This window comes from Actinomadura sp. HBU206391 (assembly GCF_014323665.1).
Taxonomy (GTDB): domain Bacteria; phylum Actinomycetota; class Actinomycetes; order Streptosporangiales; family Streptosporangiaceae; genus Actinomadura_C.
Genome location: NZ_JABVEB010000076.1, coordinates 1 through 19122 on the forward strand (window position 1 = coordinate 1; position 19122 = coordinate 19122).

Here is a 19122-nt window from a genome sequence, read left to right on the forward strand (position 1 = left end):
ACCCAGGATACGCCGGCGCGTGCCGCGGTCACATCCGTCGCCTCCTCCTCCAGGTGACGCGCGAGCCGAAGAAACGTCACTGCCGTTCTTCGTACCCCCAAATCGCGTAACCAGACCGACGCATTCCGTTGCCACCCGGCTGCCCCGCCCCTTGTTACGGGGAACAACCCTACGAGTTAGGACGCCTGCAAATCCCGCTGTCGGCCGGTTCAGGTCAGAATGGTGGAAGAAAGTTAGGAGAAGCTCGGCGAGCGGGCCCTATTCCAACGCGTCGAGACCTTCGCGCACTACACCGGTCGCCTCGGTGAGGTACATTCGCTCATTCACGGGGCTGTCGTCGGCACCCGGTGCCTCTCCGCTGTAACTGACGGTCATCACCGCGTTGCGGAACCGGACCGCCACCTCTCCCACGACGGTCGGCTGACCCTTGTCGATCTTGTACCAGCGGTAGGCCTCGTCGCCGAGCCCGCCCTGGCGTTCCAGGCTGACGGTCCGTACCACCGGATCGTTCCGGGCACGCGTCCATTGGGCGGCGAAGAAGCCGCTCGCGGCCGCGACCGGGTCGGTGCCGTCCACCGGATCAAAGAGGCGGGTCTCGACCCGCAGCCACCGCGAGCCGGCCCTCGCGGAGGCGTAGGTGCAGGTGCCGAGCGTCGAGTTGGCGCTCTGCTCGCTCCTCGCCCTCGGCACCAGGCGTTCCACCGTCGGCCGGGCCACCATGCCGCACGGCGCCGGAAGCACGGTCAGCGTCCCCGCCGGCGGCGACGGGGGCACGGACCGCGGTGGAGCGATCCGCGCCGACGACCGCGCGGCCCCGGTGGCACCGTCGCCGGTGCCGTGGCCGGAGCGATCGCCCGAACCTCGCCCGGAGAGCAGGACCAGGACCACTGACGCGGCCACCGCGAACGCCGCCACCACCGTGAAGATCCCGACGACGGCCGACCTGCGCGTGGCGGTCGACGGCGGCTCGGGCGGCGAGTAGACGCGATGGAAGGGTTCTGAAGGTCGCGGCAGGCCCATCCGGCTCCCAACTCCACCGATCTCATCGCCTACTCCCAGAAACCTAAACAGTCCGGGTGTGATCGATCCAGGGGGTCCGCCGTTCTGTCACCGTCGGGGGACACAATGAGGATGTGCTGCTCACGGAGATCGCCCGGACGTCTCGTGCCGTGGCAGGCTCGTCCGCCCGCCGCGTCAAGATCGAGTTGCTCGCCCGATGCCTGCGGGACGCCGGCCCGGCCGAGGCGGCGGTCACCGTCGCCTACCTGTCCGGTGAGCTGCCGCAGCGCCAGATCGGGGTCGGGTACGCCGCCTTCCGCGACGTGCCGCCGTCCGCCGGCGAGGCCGGTCTGACCGTGGCCGAGGTCGACGCGGCCTTCTCCGAGATCGGCGCGATGTCCGGCAAGGGCTCGGTCGCCGGGCGGCGAGAGCGTCTGCACGCCCTGCTGAGCCGCGCCACGAAGGAGGAACAGGACTTCCTGATCCGGCTGCTGGCCGGCGAACTCCGCCAGGGCGCCTTGGACGGTGTGATGGCCGACGCCGTGGCGGCCGCGGCGGATGTGCCGGCGGCGGCGGTACGGCGCGCGGCGATGCTCCGGGGATCCCTCCCTCCGGTGGCGACCGCCGCGCTGGCCCAGGGGGCCGAGGGGCTCGGCGGCTTCGGCCTCGAGGTCGGGCGCCCGGTCAAGCCGATGCTCGCCGCGAGCGCGCCGTCCATGGACGAGGCGTTCGACCGGCTCGGCGCGCCCGACGCGCAGGTGGCGGTGGAGTGGAAACTCGACGGCGTCCGCGCCCAGATCCATGTCACCGGCTCCGGCACCCGGGTCTTCACCCGCACGCTCGACGACATCACCGATCGGCTGCCCGAGGTCGTGACGGCGCTGCGCGATCTGCCCGTGCGGTCGGCCGTGTTCGACGGCGAGCTCATCGCGCTACGCCCCGACGGGCGCCCCCATCCCTTCCAGATCACCTCCGCCCGCACCGCGAGCCACAAGGATCCCGGTGTGCCGCTCTCGGTGTTCCTGTTCGACATGCTGCATCTGGACGGCGCCGACCTGCTGGACCTGCCGGGCGCGGAGCGGCAGGCGGCGCTGGCGGGCGTGATCCCCGATGAGCTGCTGATGCCGCGACTGGTGACGGGGTCGGCGGCCGAGGCGACCGAGTTCTTCACCGGCGCCGTCGCGCAGGGCCACGAGGGCGCCATGGTCAAGTCGCTCGACACCCCCTACACGGCGGGGCGCCGAGGGGCCGGCTGGATCAAGGTCAAGCCGCGGCACACCCTCGACCTGGTCGTGCTGGCCGTCGAGTGGGGGCACGGACGGCGCAAGGGCCTGCTGTCGAACCTGCACCTCGGCGCACGCGACCCGGCGACCGGCGGGTTCGTGATGCTCGGCAAGACCTTCAAGGGCCTCACCGACAAGATGCTGGCCTGGCAGACCGAGCGGCTGCGCGAGCTGGCGGTGAGCGACGACTCGTGGACCGTCCATGTGCGGCCGGAGCTGGTGGTCGAGATCGCCTTCGACGGGGTGCAGCGCAGCCCCCGCTACCCGGGCGGGATGGCCCTGCGGTTCGCGCGGGTGCTGCGGCACCGCCCGGACAAGACCGCCGCCGAGGCCGACACGGTCGACACCGTCCGCACCATCGCCGCACTGCCCGACTGATCTGCGCGCCTGATCTGGGCGCCTGATCCGGGCGACTGATCCGGGCCGGCGGCCGCGATGGTTCAGCCAGTTGGGGGTCTCGGGCCGGAGATGCTCTTGCGCTCGTCCCTGAGCCGGGTCCGCTGCCGCTGCAGGTGGTCGGCCAGGATCAGGTCGTGCCGTCCGGCGATGACCTCCTGCACCCAGATCTTGCCGCGGATCAGCGGATACCGGAACCGCACCTCGCGATGCAGGGCCCGCCGGTACCGCCGCGAGTCCGGCTGGTAGTGCCAGCGTGCCCACGGTGAGCCCGGCCGGGCCACCCGAACCGCGCCGACATAGACGAACAGCGGGACGAACAACCCGATCAGCCCGGTCCAGATCTTGCCCTTGAGCAGCGTGACCACCGCGAGGGAGAGGTTGACGACCAGCGAGAGGAGATAGATGCTCGGCGGGATCAGCGGGTTGAGCAGCGATTCCTTGCCCGAGTCCTCCTCGACCCCGGTGAAACCGACCGGCCGGGCGCCGAGCAGCAACAGCCCGGTGAGGGCCAGCGCGACGAACACCGCGTCGACCGACGCCCGCCCCTCCTCGGCCCAGTAGACGTCGCGCAGGTGCAGGATCAGAGCGAACTCGTCGAGCACCAGGGCCGAGCCGATCCCGAAGACCGATGCCGCGACGACGTACGGGGCGTCGTAGCCGTCCGGCGTCGCGAACGAGGTCACCCCGCCGACCAGCATCAGCACCACGCCGAACACGACATGATGGATGTGCAGGTCACCGGTCTGGAGGTTCCTGAACCACCAGCCCACGTTCGCCCGGATCAGGCGTACGTTGACGCGCGTCAGCACGAACGTCACGATGAACGCCACGAAGAAGCAGAAGAGCGGCAGCCGGCCGGTGTCCAGGATCCGGTGTGCGAACAAGTCCCCCATATCCTGACAGCGCCCCCCACCATCTGCGACCAGCCCGTTGCCGCCCACCCCCGTGCGTACGGGGGGCGCATGCAACCTCACCTACCCGAATTATCGCACCGGAAAGAATTTGATTATGGAGCCAACCGATACCAGCCTCGACCGGTGCGATCCGGCCTGCCGCAGCTGGAGCGCCGAGGCGGTCCGGAAGGTCGAGGCCGACGCCAACCGGAGCGCCGACACGCACCTCCATGTCTTCCCCTTGCCACCGGAATGGGGAATCGACCTGTACTTGAAAGACGAGTCGGTGCATCCCACCGGCTCGCTCAAGCATCGGCTGGCGCGATCACTGTTCCTTTACGGTCTGGCGAACGGATGGATAAAAGAGGACAGCACGATCATCGAGGCGTCGAGCGGTTCGACGGCCGTCAGCGAGGCCTACTTCGCCCGGCTGCTCGGCCTGCCCTTCATCGCGGTGATCCCCCGGACCACCAGCCCGGAGAAGATCGCCTTGATCGAGTTCCAGGGCGGGCGCTGTCATTTCGTGGACGACCCGGCGGCGATCTACGCGGAGTCGGGGCGGCTGGCCGAGGAGACCGGCGGCCACTACATGGACCAGTTCACCTACGCCGAGCGGGCCACCGACTGGCGGGGCAACAACAACATCGCCGAGTCGATCTTCAGCCAGCTGTCGCTGGAGCGCTATCCCGTGCCCGCCTGGATCGTCGTCAGCGCCGGCACGGGCGGAACCTCGGCGACGATCGGCCGCTACCTGCGTTACCGCCGCCTCCAGACCCGCATGACGGTCGTCGACCCGGAGGGCTCGGCGTTCTTCGAGGGCTGGGCGTCCGGCGACTACGGCCGTACGGCGCCGGGGTCGCGCATCGAGGGCATCGGACGCCCCCGGGTGGAACCATCGTTCCTGCCGACCGTGATCGACCGGATGATCCGGGTCCCCGACGGCGCCTCGGTCGCGGCGATGCGCTGGACCAGCGAGGTCTCGGGCCGCAGCGTCGGCGGGTCCACCGGCACCAACATGTGGGGCGTCGTTCGGTTGATCAGCGAGATGCGCGCGCGGGGCGAGCGGGGCAGCGTCGTCACCCTGATCTGCGACGGTGGTGAGCGGTACGCCGACACCTACCGCTCGGACGCCTGGCTGGCCGCGAAGGGCATCGACATCGATCCCTACCTCAAGGCCCTCCACACGTTCCTCGAGACCGGCGAACTCTGTCCGTCCCAGCCGTCCCAGCCGTGAAGGGTCCCCGGCCAGGGTGGGCTAACCCGTGAAGTGGATGGGGTTGACCAGGTCGGCATAGATGAGCAGTGCACCCATGACGATGATCACGACCGCCATCGCATAGGTGAGCGGCAGGGCCTTGGCCACGTCGACGTAGCCGGGGTCGGGCCTGCGGACGAGCTTGGCGAACCCGCGCTTCAGCGCCTCCCAGAGAGCGCCCGCGATGTGGCCTCCGTCCAGGGGCAGCAGCGGGATCAGGTTGAACACCCCGATCGCGAAGTTCACCGAGGCCAGCACCGAGATGAACCACGACAGCTTGTTGATGCCCTCGTTGTCGGAGGCGAGGATCTCACCGCCGATGCGGCTGGCTCCGACGACGCCGATCGGCCCCTCCGGATCACGGGTGTGGTCGCTGAAGGCCGCGTTCCAGACCCCGACCATCTTCTGCGGCATCCGGAACAGGGCGCCGACCGTCTGCTGGGTGAGCTCGCCCATGTAGTCGACCACGGTGCCCGGGCCCTGCCGCTCCTTGGCGATGAGCGGCGTGATGCCGAGGAAGCCGACCTTCTCCACCTTGTCGGGGTCGGTCAGCGAGAGCATCTGGTTGGTCGTCACGTTGACGGTCAGGGGGAGGTTCGCGTTCTGCCGCTCGACGACGAGGGCCACCGTCCTGCCACCGGATCCCCTGATCAGTCCCTGCAACTGCTCATAGGAACCGATCTTCTTGCCGTCGTAGGACACGATCCGGTCGCCGGCCTTGAGCCCGGCCGCCGCCGCGGGCGTCGGCTGCTCCCCCGCCTTGCACTCGCGGCCCGCCTCGGCGGCGGGGACGACGCACTTGGCGACCGAACTGACCGTGGGGGTGGCGGTGTCGAGCCCGATCCCCATGATCAGAACGCCGAAGAAAACCACGGCCAGCAGAATGTTCATGGCCGGCCCGGCGAACATGATCAGGAGCTTCTGCCACCACTTCTTGCTGTAGAAGACCCGGTCCTCATCGCCCGGCCGGACCTCCTCCAGCGCGGCACCCCGCGCCGACTCGATCAGGCTCTGGAACGGGCCCGTCGAGGACGTGCGCACCTTGCCCTCGGCGTCGTCCTTGCGCGGCGGCAGCATGCCGATCATCCGGATGTAGCCGCCGAGCGGGATCCACTTGATGCCGTACTCGGTCTCGCCCTTGCGCCGCGACCACAGTGTCGGGCCGAAACCGACCATGTACTGGGGGACCCGGACGCCGTACAACTTGGCGAAGGACATGTGACCGAGCTCGTGCAGGGCGATCGAAACCATGAGCAGGAGGAAGAACAGCACCGCCCCGCCGAGAATGATCAGCGCTTCCATCCGTTCGCCTCCGTGATCTCTGCCGAGTCGAAATCAGCGTACGTTATGCGCACAGTGCAGCGTGGTGTCGGTAAGTCATCTCGCGGCGGGAAATCGACACGACGGCGCGTGAGCACCGAACTGCTAGCCTGATGGGCAGCTGTCGATCTCGTGCGGGAGAGCGCCCCCACAGCCGGTGCGGGCCGCCGAAGGAGCAACTCCTCCCCGGAACCTCTCAGGCCAACGGACCGCATGAGCCAGGCGACCTCTGGAAAGCGGGGACTTCGTCCTCCGCCGAAGGTGCAAGCCCCGCCACGGGGTGAAGCTCTCAGGCACCGATGACAGAGGGGGAGGCGCCGACACTGCACGGTGTTCTGGTGGGACGATGACCCCACGAGCCGCGTCATAAGGAGCCTGTCCCGATGTCCGCGCCAACTGACGCGACCGCGAAGAAAACGCCGCTGCACGAGGTCCATGTCGGCCTCGGCGCGAACCTCGTCGACTTCGCCGGTCACCTGATGCCGCTGCGCTACGGCAGCGAGACCGCCGAGCACACGGCCGTGCGCACCAGCGCCGGGTTGTTCGACCTCTCCCACATGGGCGAGATCTTCCTCTCCGGGCCCCAGGCCGCCGCGGCGCTCGACTACGCCCTGGTGGGCAATTTGTCCGCCCTGGCGGTCGGCCGGGCGCGGTACACGATGATCTGCGACGCCGCGGGCGGTGTGCTCGACGACCTGATCGTCTACCGGGTCGCCGACGAGACGTTCCTGGTCGTCGCCAACGCCGCCAACAGCGCGACCGTACGGTCGGAACTGCTCGCGCGCAGCGAGGGGTACGAGACCGCCGTGGACGACCGCTCCGAGTCGTACGGCCTGATCGCGATACAGGGCCCCAGGGCTCACGAGATCCTCGCCGGCATCACCGACGCGCCGCTCGGCGAGCTCAAGTACTACGCGATCATGGCGGGGCGGGTCGCGGGCATCGACACCCTGATCGCCCGTACCGGCTACACGGGCGAGGACGGCTTCGAGCTGTTCGTCGCGCACACCGACGCCGTACGGCTGTGGCAGGCATTGGCCGAGGCCGGCGGCGAGGACCTGCGGCCGGCCGGGCTGTCCGCCCGAGATACCCTACGGCTCGAGGCGGGCATGCCGCTCTACGGCAACGAACTCTCCACGGAGACCACGCCGTACGACGCGGGGCTCGGCCGGGTGGTGAAGCTCGACAAACCAGGTGATTTCGTAGGCAAGACGGTATTCACCGCGCTCTCGCAGACGCCGCCCGGGCGCACCCTCGTCGGGCTGGTCACGCGGGGGCGTCGTGTGCCCAGACATGGGTACGACGTGGTCACGTCGGACGGCACGCCCTGCGGGGTCGTGACGAGCGGTGCCCCGTCGCCGACGCTGGGCCACCCGATCGCCATGGCATATCTGAACACCGGCGTCGACACCGACGGACTCGCGGTCGACGTCCGCGGCCGGCCCGAGCCGGCCGAAGTGGTGGCCCTGCCCTTCTACAAGCGTTCCTGATCTTGGGAGAGAGAGTCGTGAGCGTTCCTGAGCAGCTCCGTTACACGGAGGAACACGAGTGGATCGCCGACCACGACGCCGAGGACGGCGTGGTCACGGTCGGCATCACGGCCTACGCGGCCGACGCACTCGGCGACATCGTCTATGTGTCGCTGCCCGAGGAGGGCGCCGACGTGTCGGCCGGCGAGCCGTGCGGCGAGGCCGAGTCCACGAAGTCGGTGAGCGACGTCTACGCGCCCGTCACGGGCGAGGTGACCGCCGTCAACGCCGCCGTCATCGACGATCCCAGCGTGATCAACACCGATCCGTACGGTGAGGGCTGGCTGTTCAAGGTGCGCACGACGGGCGACCACGACGGGCTGCTCGACGCCGGCGCCTATTCGAAGCTCATCGAGGAGCATGACCAATGAGCATGTACGACCCGCTCGCCTCCGTGGACCCCGAGGTCGCGGCGGCGCTCGACGCCGAGCTCGCCCGCCAGCGGTCCACGCTGGAGATGATCGCATCGGAGAACTTCGCGCCGGTGTCGGTACTCGAGGCCCAGGGTTCGGTGCTGACCAACAAGTACGCCGAGGGCTACCCCGGACGGCGCTACTACGGCGGCTGTGAGCATGTGGACGTCACCGAGCAACTCGCGATCGACCGGGCCAAGGCCCTGTTCGGCGCCGATCATGCCAACGTGCAGCCGCACTCGGGGGCACAGGCCAACACGGCGGTCTACTTCGCCCTCCTGCAGCAGGGCGACACGATCCTGGGCCTCGACCTCGCCCACGGCGGGCACCTCACCCACGGCATGCGGCTCAACTACTCCGGCAAGACGCTCAACGTGGTGCCCTATCACGTGAGTCCTGACGACGGCCTGGTCGACATGGAGGAGGTCGCCGCCCTCGCCGCCGAGCACCGCCCGAAGATGATCGTGGCGGGCTGGTCGGCGTACCCCCGGCAGCTGGACTTCGCCGCCTTCCGCGAGATCGCCGACTCGGTCGGGGCCCTGCTCATGGTCGACATGGCGCACTTCGCCGGCCTGGTGGCGGCCGGGCTGCACCCCTCTCCCGTACCGTACGCCGACGTGGTGACGACAACGACGCACAAGACGCTGTGCGGCCCGCGCGGCGGATTGATCCTGTGCCGCGAGCCGTACGCCAAGAAGATCAACTCGGCGGTGTTCCCGGGCATGCAGGGCGGGCCGCTTGAGCACGTCATCGCGGCCAAGGCCGTGGCTCTGAAGATCGCCGCCTCCGAGCCGTTCCGCGAGCAGCAGGCCCGTACCCTCGAAGGCGCCCGGCTGATCGCCGAGCGGCTGATGGAGGACGACGCGGCCAAGGCCGGGGTGAAGGTCCTCACCGGCGGCACCGACGTGCACCTCGTGCTCGTCGATCTGGTCGACTCCGAGCTCACCGGGCGCGACGCCGAGGACCGGCTGCACGAGATCGGCATCACGGTCAACCGCAACGCGGTGCCCAATGACCCGCGCCCTCCGATGGTGACCTCGGGCCTGCGCGTCGGTACGCCGGCGCTCGCCACCCGGGGCTTTCAGGCCGAGGACTTCGCCGAGGTGGCCGACATCCTCGCCCTGGCGCTGCAGCCGTCCTGCGACATCGCCGCGCTGAGCGCCCGTACCCGGGCCCTCGCCGACAAGCACCCGCTCTATCCCGGTCTGTGACCCCCTGGGGACCGCGCCGGCCATAAGATCACTCATTCCGGTGATCTCAGTGGCCGGGACATCCTCACGACCCTGGAGGGCGACCATGAATTCCCAGGAACCGGATCTGCGAAAACAGCGAACGGACCTGCTCGCACTGTGCGTCGAGCACCTGGGCGAGCACGCCGGACGGCAGCTGGCCGCGATGGCGCGGCCGGGCGTCCGCCTCGACGCCGTCGACGACGAGGAACTCGCTGCGGGCGAGTGCGGTGTGGGCGGTCCGGCGCTGCTGGAGCCGGGCACGCCCTGGCCGGAGTACGAGGGGATACCGCTCAGCCTGCTCGCCGTCCTCGACACCGACGCGCTGGCCCCCGAACTCGGTGACCAACTCCCCTGCCGTCCGGGTCTGTTGAATTTCTTCTATTTCGACCCGGATTTCTCATACGAGGAACGCCAACGTCTTCCCGGCGATCATTTCGAGGACCCGAGGACCTGGCGGGTCATCGCTGCGGACCCGGCCCGCGCCGAGGAGGTGCCGGCGCCGGATCCCGCCCGCAGGTACGCCTGGTCGCCACTGTGCGCGACGCCGATGATCACAATCCCGGACCTATGGGAGGACAACGTCGTTCATGATCTCGACTTCGGTCCCGGCCATGAGGAGACCTCTCCCTGGGACCTGACGAGCTCCTTCATCGACGCGTGGCGAGAGTCGGGGTTTCATGCGATGGACAGCGGGGCGCACCAGGCCTTCGGCTGGCCGTCACTGCTGCAGGGAGGGGTCATGCCCGAGGAGGGGACGCACACCCATCTGCTCCAGATCGACCCCTTCGACCAGTGGTCGTTCGGTGACGCGGGGGTCGTCTACTTCACCATCCCGACGGAGGCCCTCCGCTCGGGCGACTTCAGCCAGGTCGCGTTCAACGGCCAGAGCTGTTGATCCGGAACGGAGCGGGCGACAGCGATGGCGATCAGTGTCTTCGACCTGTTCAAGATAGGCATCGGGCCGTCGAGCTCGCACACGGGCGGCCCGATGGCGGCCGCCCACCGGTTCGCGCGCGGCCTGCGCGGCGACGGTCTGCTCGGTGAGACCGCGTCGGTACGGGCCGTGCTGTACGGCTCGCTCGGCCTGACCGGCAAGGGACACGGCAGCGACAAGGCCGTCATGCTCGGCCTCGAAGGCGACAAGCCCGAGCTCGTCGACGTCGACACGGTGGCGGAGCGCGTCGAGCGCATCCGTGCGCAGGGCACGCTGCGGCTGTTCGGCGAGCGCGAGGTGCCGTTCGTGATCGGCGACCACCTCGTCTTCGAGCGCAAGAAGTCCCTTCCCGGACACCCGAACGGGATGCGGTTCACCGCCCACGACGTCGCGGGCGCCGAGCTGCGCTCCCGGATCTACTATTCGGTGGGCGGCGGCTTCATCGTCGACGAGAACGCCACGGGCGCCGACCGGATCAAGGCCGACGACACCGTGCTGCCCCATCCGTTCGGCGACGCCGCCGAGCTCCTGGAGTGGACGCGAAAGACCGGCCTGCCGATCTCGGCGCTGATGCTGGAGAACGAGAAGGCCTTCGGCCGCTCCGAAACGGAGATTCGGACCGGGCTGCTGGATCTCTGGCGTGTCATGCGCGAGTGCGTGAGCCGTGGCTACGCCGAGGAGGGCCTGCTGCCGGGCGGGCTGAAGGTACGCCGCAGGGCCCCGCAGTTGCACCGTGAGCTGACCGGCGAACACCCGGCCGAGGATCCGCTGCAGGCCATGGACTGGGTGACGCTGTTCGCGCTCGCCGTCAACGAGGAGAACGCCGCCGGCGGCCGCATCGTCACCGCCCCGACCAACGGCGCCGCCGGCATCATCCCGGCCGTTCTGCACTTTTACGACCGGTTCACGCCCGGCGCCGACGACGACGGGGTGATCCGGTTTCTCCTCACCGCCGGCGCGATCGGGGCACTGTTCAAACAGAACGCCTCCATCTCCGGGGCCGAGGTGGGCTGCCAGGGCGAGGTCGGCTCGGCCTGCTCGATGGCGGCCGCCGGGCTCACCGAGGTCCTCGGCGGAAGCCCCGAGCAGGTGGAGAACGCCGCCGAGATCGGCATCGAGCACAATCTGGGCCTGACCTGCGATCCGGTCGGCGGGCTTGTGCAGGTGCCGTGCATCGAGCGCAACGCGGTGGCCTCCATCAAGGCCATCAGCGCCGCCCGCCTCGCCCTGCGCGGAGACGGCGAGCACTTCGTCTCCCTCGACAAGGCGATCAAGACGATGCGCGACACCGGCCGCGACATGCTCGACAAGTACAAGGAGACGAGCCGCGGCGGCCTCGCCGTCAACGTCATCGAGTGCTGACCGTCGTTCAGGTCGTGGACGGCCGCTCGACGATCAGGCGCGTCTGGCTCGGCGGGTCGCGGTCGGCGACCAGAAGCCCGCGTTGAACGTGAGCCGTGCGAGCGCCGCCTGGCCGCTGCCGTTCGGATGGAAGAAGTCCCAGCGACTGACCTCCGACAGGGTGAAGGGGTAGGAGAAGACCGCGTTGCCGTCGGATCTGCATCTCGGGTGCTCCGCGCAGACCCCGGCGAGGACCCGGTTGAAGGCGATGACCCGCCTGCGCACATGAGCACGCCTGGTCACGTCGGCCGCCGCTGTGGACGAGGGGTGGAACAGCATGGACCGGCACACGCCGAACAGCGTCCAGGCGACCCTGGCGACGGCGTCCTCCTTGCCCACCTGCCAGAGACGCCTCAGGTCGGGGATGCTCGAGACGAAGATCAGCGCGTCCGGTACCCCTTGGTGGAGGGTGTTCATCGCGTCCCGGAACCGGCTCTCGAAATCGGCGACCGACGTCATCGCCCGCTCCGATGACGTGCACGCGTCGTTGGCTCCGATCAGGATCGTGACGTAGTCGGCACGCTGGGCCACCGCCGATCTCGCCTGGCCCTCCAGCGCGGCGACCTTCGCCCGCGACACGGCGTTGTTGTGGACGACCAGCGAACGGTTCCTCGCCCTCAGCCGCGCGTAGTGACTGTTCACCACGGCCTCGGAGCCGCCGGCCCACGAACGGCTCTCACAGTCGACGTACCAGCCGCAGGCGTTGAACCCACGGGTGATGGAGTCGCCGAGCACGGACATCCGGGTCGGCATGAACGCGGCCGACACCGGCAGGACGGGCAGGCCCGTCACCAGGACGACCACGAGAGAGATGACGATCAGGGCACCGCGGACCGGGCGATGGACCATGGACACCTGCATGGACACCTGCTTGGGCCGGTGACAGAGCGGAAGCACCGCGTAAGCGGCACTGCTGTCAATTGTGCGTGCCGAACTCGCGCGCATGGCGATGTTCGCCGATGGTTTTGCCAAGAAAAACAAGTCCGCCGGACTGATTTCGGCATATTCCTGGTTATCCCCAAATCTCGGTTCAAATAGCATTAACGCACTTGGCGTGGTCTCACAATTGTTCGCTCTCAAGGCCGTGAAGGTGCTAGGTCCCGGCCTTTCTTTAGGCCAGACTGAACGGCGTCGGGCGCGGTCGCCCGGCGCTCTGTGGGGAGGGCGATGAGCGAGACTCATTTCACGGATCTGCTCGAGGAGCCGGTGTCGCCGAGCGCGGCCCGGCGGGCCGCGCTGCGCGAGTTCCGCCCGCGCAGGGTGGCCGCGGCGCTGTTCGCGGCCGGGCTGCTGACCGTCGTCGGCGCGCTGTCCACCATCGAGGTGGTCTCGCGGCTGATCGGGCGGCCGGTGCACGAGGCGTGGGTCGCCCGCGGCAACGCGCTCCTGCGCGAGCTGAGCTGGAACGACCCCCGGACGCTGCTCGCGGCGGGCGTGCTCACGGCCGCGGGCGTCGTCCTGCTGCTGCTCGGCGTGCTGCCCGGCCGTACCGGGATGGAGCCGTTGCGGGGAACCGACCCGCAGCTCGCGGCGGCCATCACCCGCAACGGGCTGCGCCGTTCGCTGGGCGCCGCCGCGCTCGGCGTGCCCGGCATCGCCCGCGTCACCGTACGGCTGCGCGGCCGGATCCGGCGCCGGGTCGTCGTGCACGCCACCACGGAGTTTCGCAATCCGGGCAACCTCGCCGACCTGGTCGGCACCGCCGTGGCGGTCCGGCTCGAGGAGATCGACCCGATCCGATGGCGGCGCGTGGCCGTACGGCTGAACTGGAGACGGGACTGACATGCGGCCCGGGCTCACCTTCATCGGCCTCGCGATGGCCGCCTGTGGGGCCGCGGCGCTGTGCGTCGGCCTCGGCGGTCTCGGCCCTTCACCGGCCGGCCGGCCGGTGCTCGATCCGGCGATGTCCCGCCTCGCGGCCGGACCGCCGTGGTTCTGGCCGGGCGTGGCCGGACTGAGCGTCTCGCTCACGCTGGTCGGGCTGCTCTGGCTGTTCGCGCAGGGGCGCGCGGCCGTGCTGCGCCGGCTGAACCTGACCCGCTGGAGCACCCGCGTGCGCGTACGGGTGGCGGCCGACGACCTGGTCGAAGAGGTACGGCGCCTGCCGGGCGTGCAGAGCGTGCAGGTCAGGCTCACGGGGTCCGCGGCGTGGTCGCGGTTCGTGGTGTCGGTGGTGTGCGACGAGGACGCCGATCTCACGCTGCTGCGCGGCCATCTCAGTGAGGACTCACTGGTCCGGCTCCGCACCGAGCTCGAGATGTACGAGCTGCCGACGATCGTACGGTTCCGTTTGGTCTGCCCGTAGGGCGCCCTGTCCTGTCAGTGCCGTGGCGTAACGTGCCGATTCAGTTCGCCGAGCACCCTGGGAGCCGTCTTGATCATCGTGTCCGGAAAGCTGTACGTGGATCCGAAGACCCGCAGTGAGTACCTGGCCGGGTGCTCGAGTGTCATAGGGCAGGCGCGTACCGCCCCCGGCTGCCTCGATTTCGTCCTGTCGGCCGACCCGATCGAACCGGGCCGGATCAACGTGTACGAGCAGTGGGAGTCGGACGCCGACCTCGACCGGTTCCGCGGCGCGGGCCCGGAGCCCGAGCAGACGGGCGAGATCCGTGACGCGCAGGTGATGAAGTACCGCATCTCCTCCGCCGAGGCCCCGTAGCCGCTCCGAATGGAATGGCAGGAGTTCTTCATCCGCGATTACGTACTGCCGAAACAAGAGAAACGGCGGACAGAAACGCAGAATCGACAATCCGGCCGGGGCGCTTCATCGCTTGCCGACAAAGCTACCAACGAGTATTGCTCTGTTCGAAATCGCCGCTCACACTCACAGCAGCGCCGCCTGAGCGCGCTTCCGTCCCCACCCGCATAACGGAGGTGCCCGTTGGTCAGGTCCCCGCTCCGCCGAATCGCCGTTCTCCTGTCGGTCGTCCCCGCGCTCGTCGCCGGCCTGCCGGCCGCGCCAGCGTCGGCCGCACCCGTCCCCGCGCGGATGGCCGCGCTGGGCGACTCCATCACCCGGGGGTTCAACGCCTGCGGGTGGTACGTCGACTGCACGAGCCGCTCGTGGTCCGGCGGCTCCGACACCGGGGTGGGCAGCCACTACCTCAGGCTGCGAGCTCTGAACGGCTCCCTCGTCGCCTACAACGACGCCGCGTCGGGGGCGAGGATCGACGCCCTCGCCGGTCAGGCCGCCTCGGCGGTGTCACAGCGGGCCGACTACGTCACCATCCTGATCGGGGCCAACGACGCGTGCACCTCGTCGGAGTCGACCATGACGTCGGTCGCCGACTTCGAGACCCGGCTGCGCGCCGCGATGAACACCCTGCGTCAAGGCGCTCCGAACGCGCAGATCTTCGTGGCGAGCATTCCAGACGTCAAGCGGCTGTGGCAGGTGGGCAAGGACGACTTCGCCGCCCGTACCGCGTGGTCGCTGTTCGGCATCTGCCAGTCGCTGCTGGCCAACCCGACGTCCACCGCGGCGGCGGACGTGGCACGGCGCGATCGCGTACGCGGCCGGGTCGTGAGCTTCAACGGCGTGCTGGCGGCGGTCTGCGCCGAGAATCCCACGTGCCGCTTCGACGGCAACGCGGTGTTCTCCTACCCGTTCCAGTTGTCCCAGGTGAGCGGGTGGGACTACTTCCACCCGAACGCCGCGGGCCAGACCGTGCTCGCCAGTGAGACCTACAAACTGAGCTTCTGGTCATCGGCGGTGACCCGCGCCCAGAAGGCGTGACCTACGCCCCCGGTCGCGACCACGCGAGCCGCGTCACTAGCCGAGGTTTCTCGGCTGCGGTGCGCGAGTCGAGTCGAAGAGCTGGGCCCGCACCTCGAGATCGTCTTCGGTGGGGCCGGTCACGATTGCGAACAGCAGCACGGCGAGGAGCGACAGTGCGAAGCCGATGACCGGCAGCATGAACTTCATCGGGTCGACCCCATGGATGTCCTCGTGTCCCGGGACCAGCCTGATGCTCAGCGCGGCCATGCCGGTGTAGTGCATGCCGCACACCGCCAACCCCATGATGAGCGCGGCGACGGTGACCGCGAGCCCGGTGCGCAACGCGACGGTGAACCACAGGGCAACGGTCGCCGCGACGATGGCGATCACGACGGACAGCGCCACCAAGGCGATGTCGTATTCGACCACGCCCTCGACGCGCATCGCGCCCATGCCCATGTAGTGCATCGTCGCCACACCGAGCCCGGTGAAGACGCCCCCCACGGCGATCTTCGGTCCCGACGGCTCGCCGTAGCCGACGACGAACAGACCGCATCCGACGACCACGATGGCGACGATCGCGCTGACGACGGTCTGGATGATCTCGTATCGCACGACCGAGTCCTCCACGCCGAATCCGAGCATCGCCGTGAAGTGCATCATCCAGATGCCCGTGCCGCCGATGGCCGGCGCCGCCAGGAGCAGCCAACGGACATGCCGCCCGGACGGGCGGAATTCCTGGGCCCGGACCGTGCACAGCAGGCCGAGCAGGGATCCCGCGAAAGACCCTAGAAAGCCCAGCAGCGGGGTGAACCAACCGAAGGTGAAGTGATTGAGATGAGCCACGAACGTTTTCCCCGCATATCCCCTAAGAAACACCCATGATCGGAACATGGTGACGCCGGGATACACTAGAACGCAAGGAACATATCGGGCATTTTTGCACAGCTTCGTACAGTCGAACACTACTGACGCTACGCGATTGGACATGCGTGACTGAGGCCGGCCATTCACTCAGAGGAAAGCCGACAGCCTCCACGCGGTCGCGCCCCTGACGTAGGCGACGCTCTCCAGAGCCAGGGAGGTGTGGTTCACCATGCTGCTGACGAACTCGACATCGTCGCCGATCGGGTCGTCCTTGTAGAACACGCCGCTGCCCGTCATCGACTCCCGGCTCAGCGCCCCCCACCGCCAGACCTTTTCGAGGAACGCCGCCTGGGCCTCCTTGTTGAAGTCCTGCCAGCGCAGATGGTCGCGGGCCAGCTCGGCTTCCCAGCTGTAGGTGTCGGCGACCCGCGCCTGGGCCCAGAGCGCGTCCGTGGTGTAGCGCGTGCCGACCCTCTGGAACTGCCAGACATGCGTGCACTCGTGGACGAGGGCGTCGGGGTCGGCGGCCAGGTCCACGTGTTTCATGTAGATCGTGTTCCCGAGCGCGAACGGACGGACGTTCACGCTGAACAGGCCCGCGAACCCCTGGACAACACGGACGTTGTACAGCGCGACCGAGCCCCGGAAGACCTGCTGAAGCAGGCTGCGCTCCGCCTCCGTCAGCGCCCGCTCGCCCAGCTGCATGAAGAGGACCGCCTGTACGAAGGCCACGGTCTTGGCGAGGATGACGAGGAGCGCACCGGCAAGGCTCGAGACGCCGTCGCCGATGCCCTTGACGAACGTACGACCGTCCCGCGCCGCCAATCCGCCGATCCCCCCACCCGCCAACCGGATGGCTCCTCCGCCGACGCCCCCCACCAGGTCGAAGACCGCCTTCAGCGCCGTCCCCACGAGATCGAACGCCGTCGACGTGACAGTGGCGAGCCAGTGGAGCAAGAACCGGATCTTCGGGCCGATGATCGGGAGATGGGCGAGACGGCCTCCGCTCATCTCGAGCCCGTTCCGAAGCGCCGTCCCAGCGGTCTCGATCACGTCGGACGCGAACTCTCCCACAGCGTGCACGGCGGCCTCGGCAGCGTCCGCCATGGCGTCCGACACATGGCTGCCTCTCCTGCCGAGGTCGCGCGAGAAGCGGACGACCCGCCCGGCGCGATGGTCGTCGCGCTGCCAGAGGAACTTCAGACGCTCGCCCACATGCACGTCGAGACCGCGCAACTCGTACATCGCGGTACGGGCGCCAAAGGCTTTGGCCTTGGCCAGGACGAGCCGCGCTCCGGGCAGTGCTGAAGCCTCGACGATGGCGACCTGAGGACCGTGGTCGGCGCCCTGTGTCTCCACCTCCGCCAGCAACCGCCCGGACAGCGACCTCACCTGGATCGCCTTCCACCGCGTGACGCCCGGAGCCGTCTCCAGCACCAGCTCCAAGCGGGAGCCGCCGTCATGGGCGCTGATCTCGAGGCTGACGGAGTCCTCTGGTGACGGCTCGGGAAATCTCGAGATCTGAATGGGCTCGGCCATGACCCTCGGATGCCTCCTCAAGCGGCCGCGCCGTTCGAGCGCCGGCCCTCGTACGAATTCGTGCCGAATGCGCGGTCGGTGCAGCAAGCTCACACGCCGCCGGACAGGGAACCAAGGTCATGGCCGATACCGGCCGTCGCCCCAGGTCAGCGTGTGGGCCGCAGGCCGCCCAGCCCGGCCTCGGCCGGATTGAGCACGCCGATCACCGGATGGGCACCGAACAGGCTCACCTCTATGGTCCGCCGTATCCGGAAGCCGGCCGCGGCGGCGAGCGCGAGCCCGGTCGACGGATCATGCAGCAGGGCGACGGCGCATCCGTCATCGGTCAGCACCCGCCGCAGTTGCCTCCACAGAATGCTCTGGTCACCCTTGAGCAACCCGGCCGCCGGAACCTGGCGCTGCCAGGGCGGATTGACCAGGATCCGGTCCACACTGCGGGCCGGCAGCGGGATCCGTCCCGCGTCGGCGACCGCCCAGGCGGCCCGATCGGCCCCCGTGGCGTTGCCCTTCGCCACGCGCACCGCCGCCGGATCCAGGTCCGTGCCCAGCAGGCGGGGCCCGGCCGATGCCGCACGCGCCTCGAAGAGAAGCGTCCCCGCCCCGCAGCAGGGGTCGAGGACGTTCCGCACGCCCTCGAGTCCGGCCAGACGCGCCATCGCCGCGGCGAGCGGCGGATGCAGCGTGCCGGCGACGGAGGCGCGTTTGTAGGCCCTTCGGTGCAGCGGCCGGTCCGCCATCCGCAGCGCCAGCGTCGCCTGCTCGCCCTCGACGGTGACACGCCATGACGCCGTACCGCACGGCGGCACGGCGCCATCCCTGCGCGAGTGGTAGACGACATCCTGTGCGCGGGCCAGTTCCGCGCCGACCGCGTCCTCGATGTCGTAGCGCGTGTAGTTGCGGCGGCCGACGAACGACGCCGAGACGTCCACGCCCCGGACCTCTGCCGCGCCGCCACCGCGCTCGGGCAGTGCCGGCGGGTCGGTCAGGCACGTCTCCCGTACGCCCTGCGCCAGCCGCAGGAGGGAGCTCTTCGATCGCCCGATGCCGTCGTACACGGCGGCGAGGACGAAGACATCGTCCGGGGTTCGCAGATCCAGTACTTCCGGCACCCGTCCGGGATCCGGGACCTCGAACCACACCTCACGGTGGCGGATTCGCCGTACAACGCCGATTCGGCCGATCTCGGCCGCGGCCAGGGGCTCGATCCCGCGGATGGTTCGCGCCAGCATGGTCGGCCGGTCATGGACATCGGCACGCGTGATCGCGTGATGACGCACGTGTTCTTCTCCCGCGTCGCGACTCGGGACGGCGGACGGCCGCCCCGCATCGCCGGCGGTGGGTCA

Annotated in this window: 18 protein-coding genes and 1 riboswitch; of the genes, 11 read left to right on the forward strand and 7 right to left on the reverse strand. The window is 69.2% G+C overall.

Translation table 11 applies throughout. The features are described 5' to 3' along the window. Positions 1–258: 258 nt before the first annotated feature. A complete protein-coding gene (locus HKK72_RS21380; protein WP_187236181.1) occupies positions 259–1020 on the reverse strand; it encodes a hypothetical protein in 762 nt (253 codons plus the stop codon). 113 nt (positions 1021–1133) lie between these two features. On the opposite strand from HKK72_RS21380, the gene HKK72_RS21385 reads away from it, so the two are divergent. After that, positions 1134–2660 (forward strand): ATP-dependent DNA ligase, encoded by a 1527-nt coding sequence (locus tag HKK72_RS21385; protein WP_187236182.1) that lies wholly within the window; start codon positions 1134–1136, stop codon positions 2658–2660. Positions 2661–2722: 62 nt separating this feature from the next. Here HKK72_RS21385 and HKK72_RS21390 read toward each other — a convergent pair whose 3' ends face one another. Beyond that, complete coding sequence (locus tag HKK72_RS21390) at positions 2723–3574, reverse strand: hypothetical protein (protein WP_222720961.1); 852 nt, start codon at positions 3572–3574, stop codon at positions 2723–2725. A gap of 115 nt (positions 3575–3689) precedes the next feature. On the opposite strand from HKK72_RS21390, the gene HKK72_RS21395 reads away from it, so the two are divergent. Then, complete coding sequence (locus HKK72_RS21395; RefSeq protein ID WP_187236183.1) at positions 3690–4808, forward strand: PLP-dependent cysteine synthase family protein; 1119 nt, start codon at positions 3690–3692, stop codon at positions 4806–4808. A gap of 21 nt (positions 4809–4829) precedes the next feature. On the opposite strand, the gene HKK72_RS21400 is transcribed toward HKK72_RS21395, so the two are convergent. After that, a complete protein-coding gene (locus tag HKK72_RS21400; protein ID WP_187236184.1) occupies positions 4830–6131 on the reverse strand; it encodes a M50 family metallopeptidase in 1302 nt (433 codons plus the stop codon). 143 nt (positions 6132–6274) lie between these two features. Beyond that, positions 6275–6371: riboswitch (glycine riboswitch) on the forward strand. A gap of 161 nt (positions 6372–6532) precedes the next feature. Between HKK72_RS21400 and gcvT the strand changes: the two genes are divergently transcribed. From gcvT to HKK72_RS21425, 5 genes are all read left to right on the forward strand, one after another. After that, the gene (gene gcvT / locus HKK72_RS21405; protein WP_187236185.1) at positions 6533–7639 is read left to right on the forward strand and encodes a glycine cleavage system aminomethyltransferase GcvT; all 1107 of its coding nucleotides are present in this window, start codon (positions 6533–6535) and stop codon (positions 7637–7639) included. A 17-nt stretch (positions 7640–7656) separates the two neighbouring features. Then, entirely contained in the window at positions 7657–8049 is a 393-nt protein-coding gene (gene gcvH, locus HKK72_RS21410; protein WP_187236186.1) for a glycine cleavage system protein GcvH, read from the forward strand. Further along, positions 8046–9302 (forward strand): serine hydroxymethyltransferase, encoded by a 1257-nt coding sequence (glyA, locus tag HKK72_RS21415; RefSeq protein WP_315987369.1) that lies wholly within the window; start codon positions 8046–8048, stop codon positions 9300–9302. Before gcvH ends, glyA begins: the two co-directional genes overlap by 4 nt. 85 nt (positions 9303–9387) lie before the next feature. Continuing rightward, positions 9388–10218 carry a DUF1963 domain-containing protein gene (locus HKK72_RS21420; RefSeq protein WP_187236187.1) on the forward strand — a complete coding sequence of 277 codons (831 nt, stop codon included), beginning with the start codon at positions 9388–9390 and terminating at the stop codon, positions 10216–10218. Between the two features lie 24 nt (positions 10219–10242). Continuing rightward, entirely contained in the window at positions 10243–11619 is a 1377-nt protein-coding gene (locus HKK72_RS21425; RefSeq protein ID WP_187236188.1) for an L-serine ammonia-lyase, read from the forward strand. 33 nt (positions 11620–11652) lie between these two features. On the opposite strand, the gene HKK72_RS21430 is transcribed toward HKK72_RS21425, so the two are convergent. Beyond that, positions 11653–12519, reverse strand: a complete 867-nt coding sequence (locus tag HKK72_RS21430) for a GDSL-type esterase/lipase family protein (RefSeq protein WP_261987039.1) — start codon at positions 12517–12519, stop codon at positions 11653–11655. 306 nt (positions 12520–12825) lie between these two features. Between HKK72_RS21430 and HKK72_RS21435 the strand changes: the two genes are divergently transcribed. The 4 genes from HKK72_RS21435 (at position 12826) to HKK72_RS21450 (ending at position 15391) form a co-directional block, all read left to right on the forward strand. Then, the gene (locus HKK72_RS21435; protein ID WP_187236189.1) at positions 12826–13440 is read left to right on the forward strand and encodes a DUF6286 domain-containing protein; all 615 of its coding nucleotides are present in this window, start codon (positions 12826–12828) and stop codon (positions 13438–13440) included. A 1-nt stretch (position 13441) separates the two neighbouring features. Then, entirely contained in the window at positions 13442–13963 is a 522-nt protein-coding gene (locus HKK72_RS21440) for a hypothetical protein (protein ID WP_187236190.1), read from the forward strand. 78 nt (positions 13964–14041) lie between these two features. Then, entirely contained in the window at positions 14042–14317 is a 276-nt protein-coding gene (locus HKK72_RS21445) for an antibiotic biosynthesis monooxygenase family protein (RefSeq protein ID WP_315987372.1), read from the forward strand. Between the two features lie 222 nt (positions 14318–14539). After that, positions 14540–15391, forward strand: a complete 852-nt coding sequence (locus HKK72_RS21450; RefSeq protein WP_261987041.1) for a GDSL-type esterase/lipase family protein — start codon at positions 14540–14542, stop codon at positions 15389–15391. 36 nt (positions 15392–15427) lie between these two features. On the opposite strand, the gene HKK72_RS21455 is transcribed toward HKK72_RS21450, so the two are convergent. The 3 genes from HKK72_RS21455 to HKK72_RS21465 form a co-directional block, all read right to left on the reverse strand. After that, positions 15428–16219 carry an MHYT domain-containing protein gene (locus HKK72_RS21455; protein ID WP_187236192.1) on the reverse strand — a complete coding sequence of 264 codons (792 nt, stop codon included), beginning with the start codon at positions 16217–16219 and terminating at the stop codon, positions 15428–15430. A 168-nt stretch (positions 16220–16387) separates the two neighbouring features. Then, entirely contained in the window at positions 16388–17779 is a 1392-nt protein-coding gene (locus HKK72_RS21460) for a hypothetical protein (protein WP_187236193.1), read from the reverse strand. A gap of 146 nt (positions 17780–17925) precedes the next feature. After that, entirely contained in the window at positions 17926–19056 is a 1131-nt protein-coding gene (locus tag HKK72_RS21465; protein ID WP_315987370.1) for a TRM11 family SAM-dependent methyltransferase, read from the reverse strand. Between the last annotated feature and the right edge of the window lie 66 nt (positions 19057–19122).

What these genes read in the sequence shown, in the direction of transcription:
- HKK72_RS21380 (WP_187236181.1), bottom strand. Translation starts at nt 1,020, where the DNA reads ATGGGCCTGCCGCGACCTTCAGAACCCTTCCATCGCGTCTACTCGCCG.
- HKK72_RS21390 (WP_222720961.1), bottom strand. Translation starts at nt 3,574, where the DNA reads ATGGGGGACTTGTTCGCACACCGGATCCTGGACACCGGCCGGCTGCCG.
- HKK72_RS21395 (WP_187236183.1), top strand. Translation starts at nt 3,690, where the DNA reads ATGGAGCCAACCGATACCAGCCTCGACCGGTGCGATCCGGCCTGCCGC.
- HKK72_RS21400 (WP_187236184.1), bottom strand. Translation starts at nt 6,131, where the DNA reads ATGGAAGCGCTGATCATTCTCGGCGGGGCGGTGCTGTTCTTCCTCCTG.
- gcvT (WP_187236185.1), top strand. Translation starts at nt 6,533, where the DNA reads ATGTCCGCGCCAACTGACGCGACCGCGAAGAAAACGCCGCTGCACGAG.
- glyA (WP_315987369.1), top strand. Translation starts at nt 8,046, where the DNA reads ATGAGCATGTACGACCCGCTCGCCTCCGTGGACCCCGAGGTCGCGGCG.
- HKK72_RS21420 (WP_187236187.1), top strand. Translation starts at nt 9,388, where the DNA reads ATGAATTCCCAGGAACCGGATCTGCGAAAACAGCGAACGGACCTGCTC.
- HKK72_RS21425 (WP_187236188.1), top strand. Translation starts at nt 10,243, where the DNA reads ATGGCGATCAGTGTCTTCGACCTGTTCAAGATAGGCATCGGGCCGTCG.
- HKK72_RS21430 (WP_261987039.1), bottom strand. Translation starts at nt 12,519, where the DNA reads ATGCAGGTGTCCATGGTCCATCGCCCGGTCCGCGGTGCCCTGATCGTC.
- HKK72_RS21435 (WP_187236189.1), top strand. Translation starts at nt 12,826, where the DNA reads ATGAGCGAGACTCATTTCACGGATCTGCTCGAGGAGCCGGTGTCGCCG.
- HKK72_RS21440 (WP_187236190.1), top strand. Translation starts at nt 13,442, where the DNA reads ATGCGGCCCGGGCTCACCTTCATCGGCCTCGCGATGGCCGCCTGTGGG.
- HKK72_RS21460 (WP_187236193.1), bottom strand. Translation starts at nt 17,779, where the DNA reads ATGGCCGAGCCCATTCAGATCTCGAGATTTCCCGAGCCGTCACCAGAG.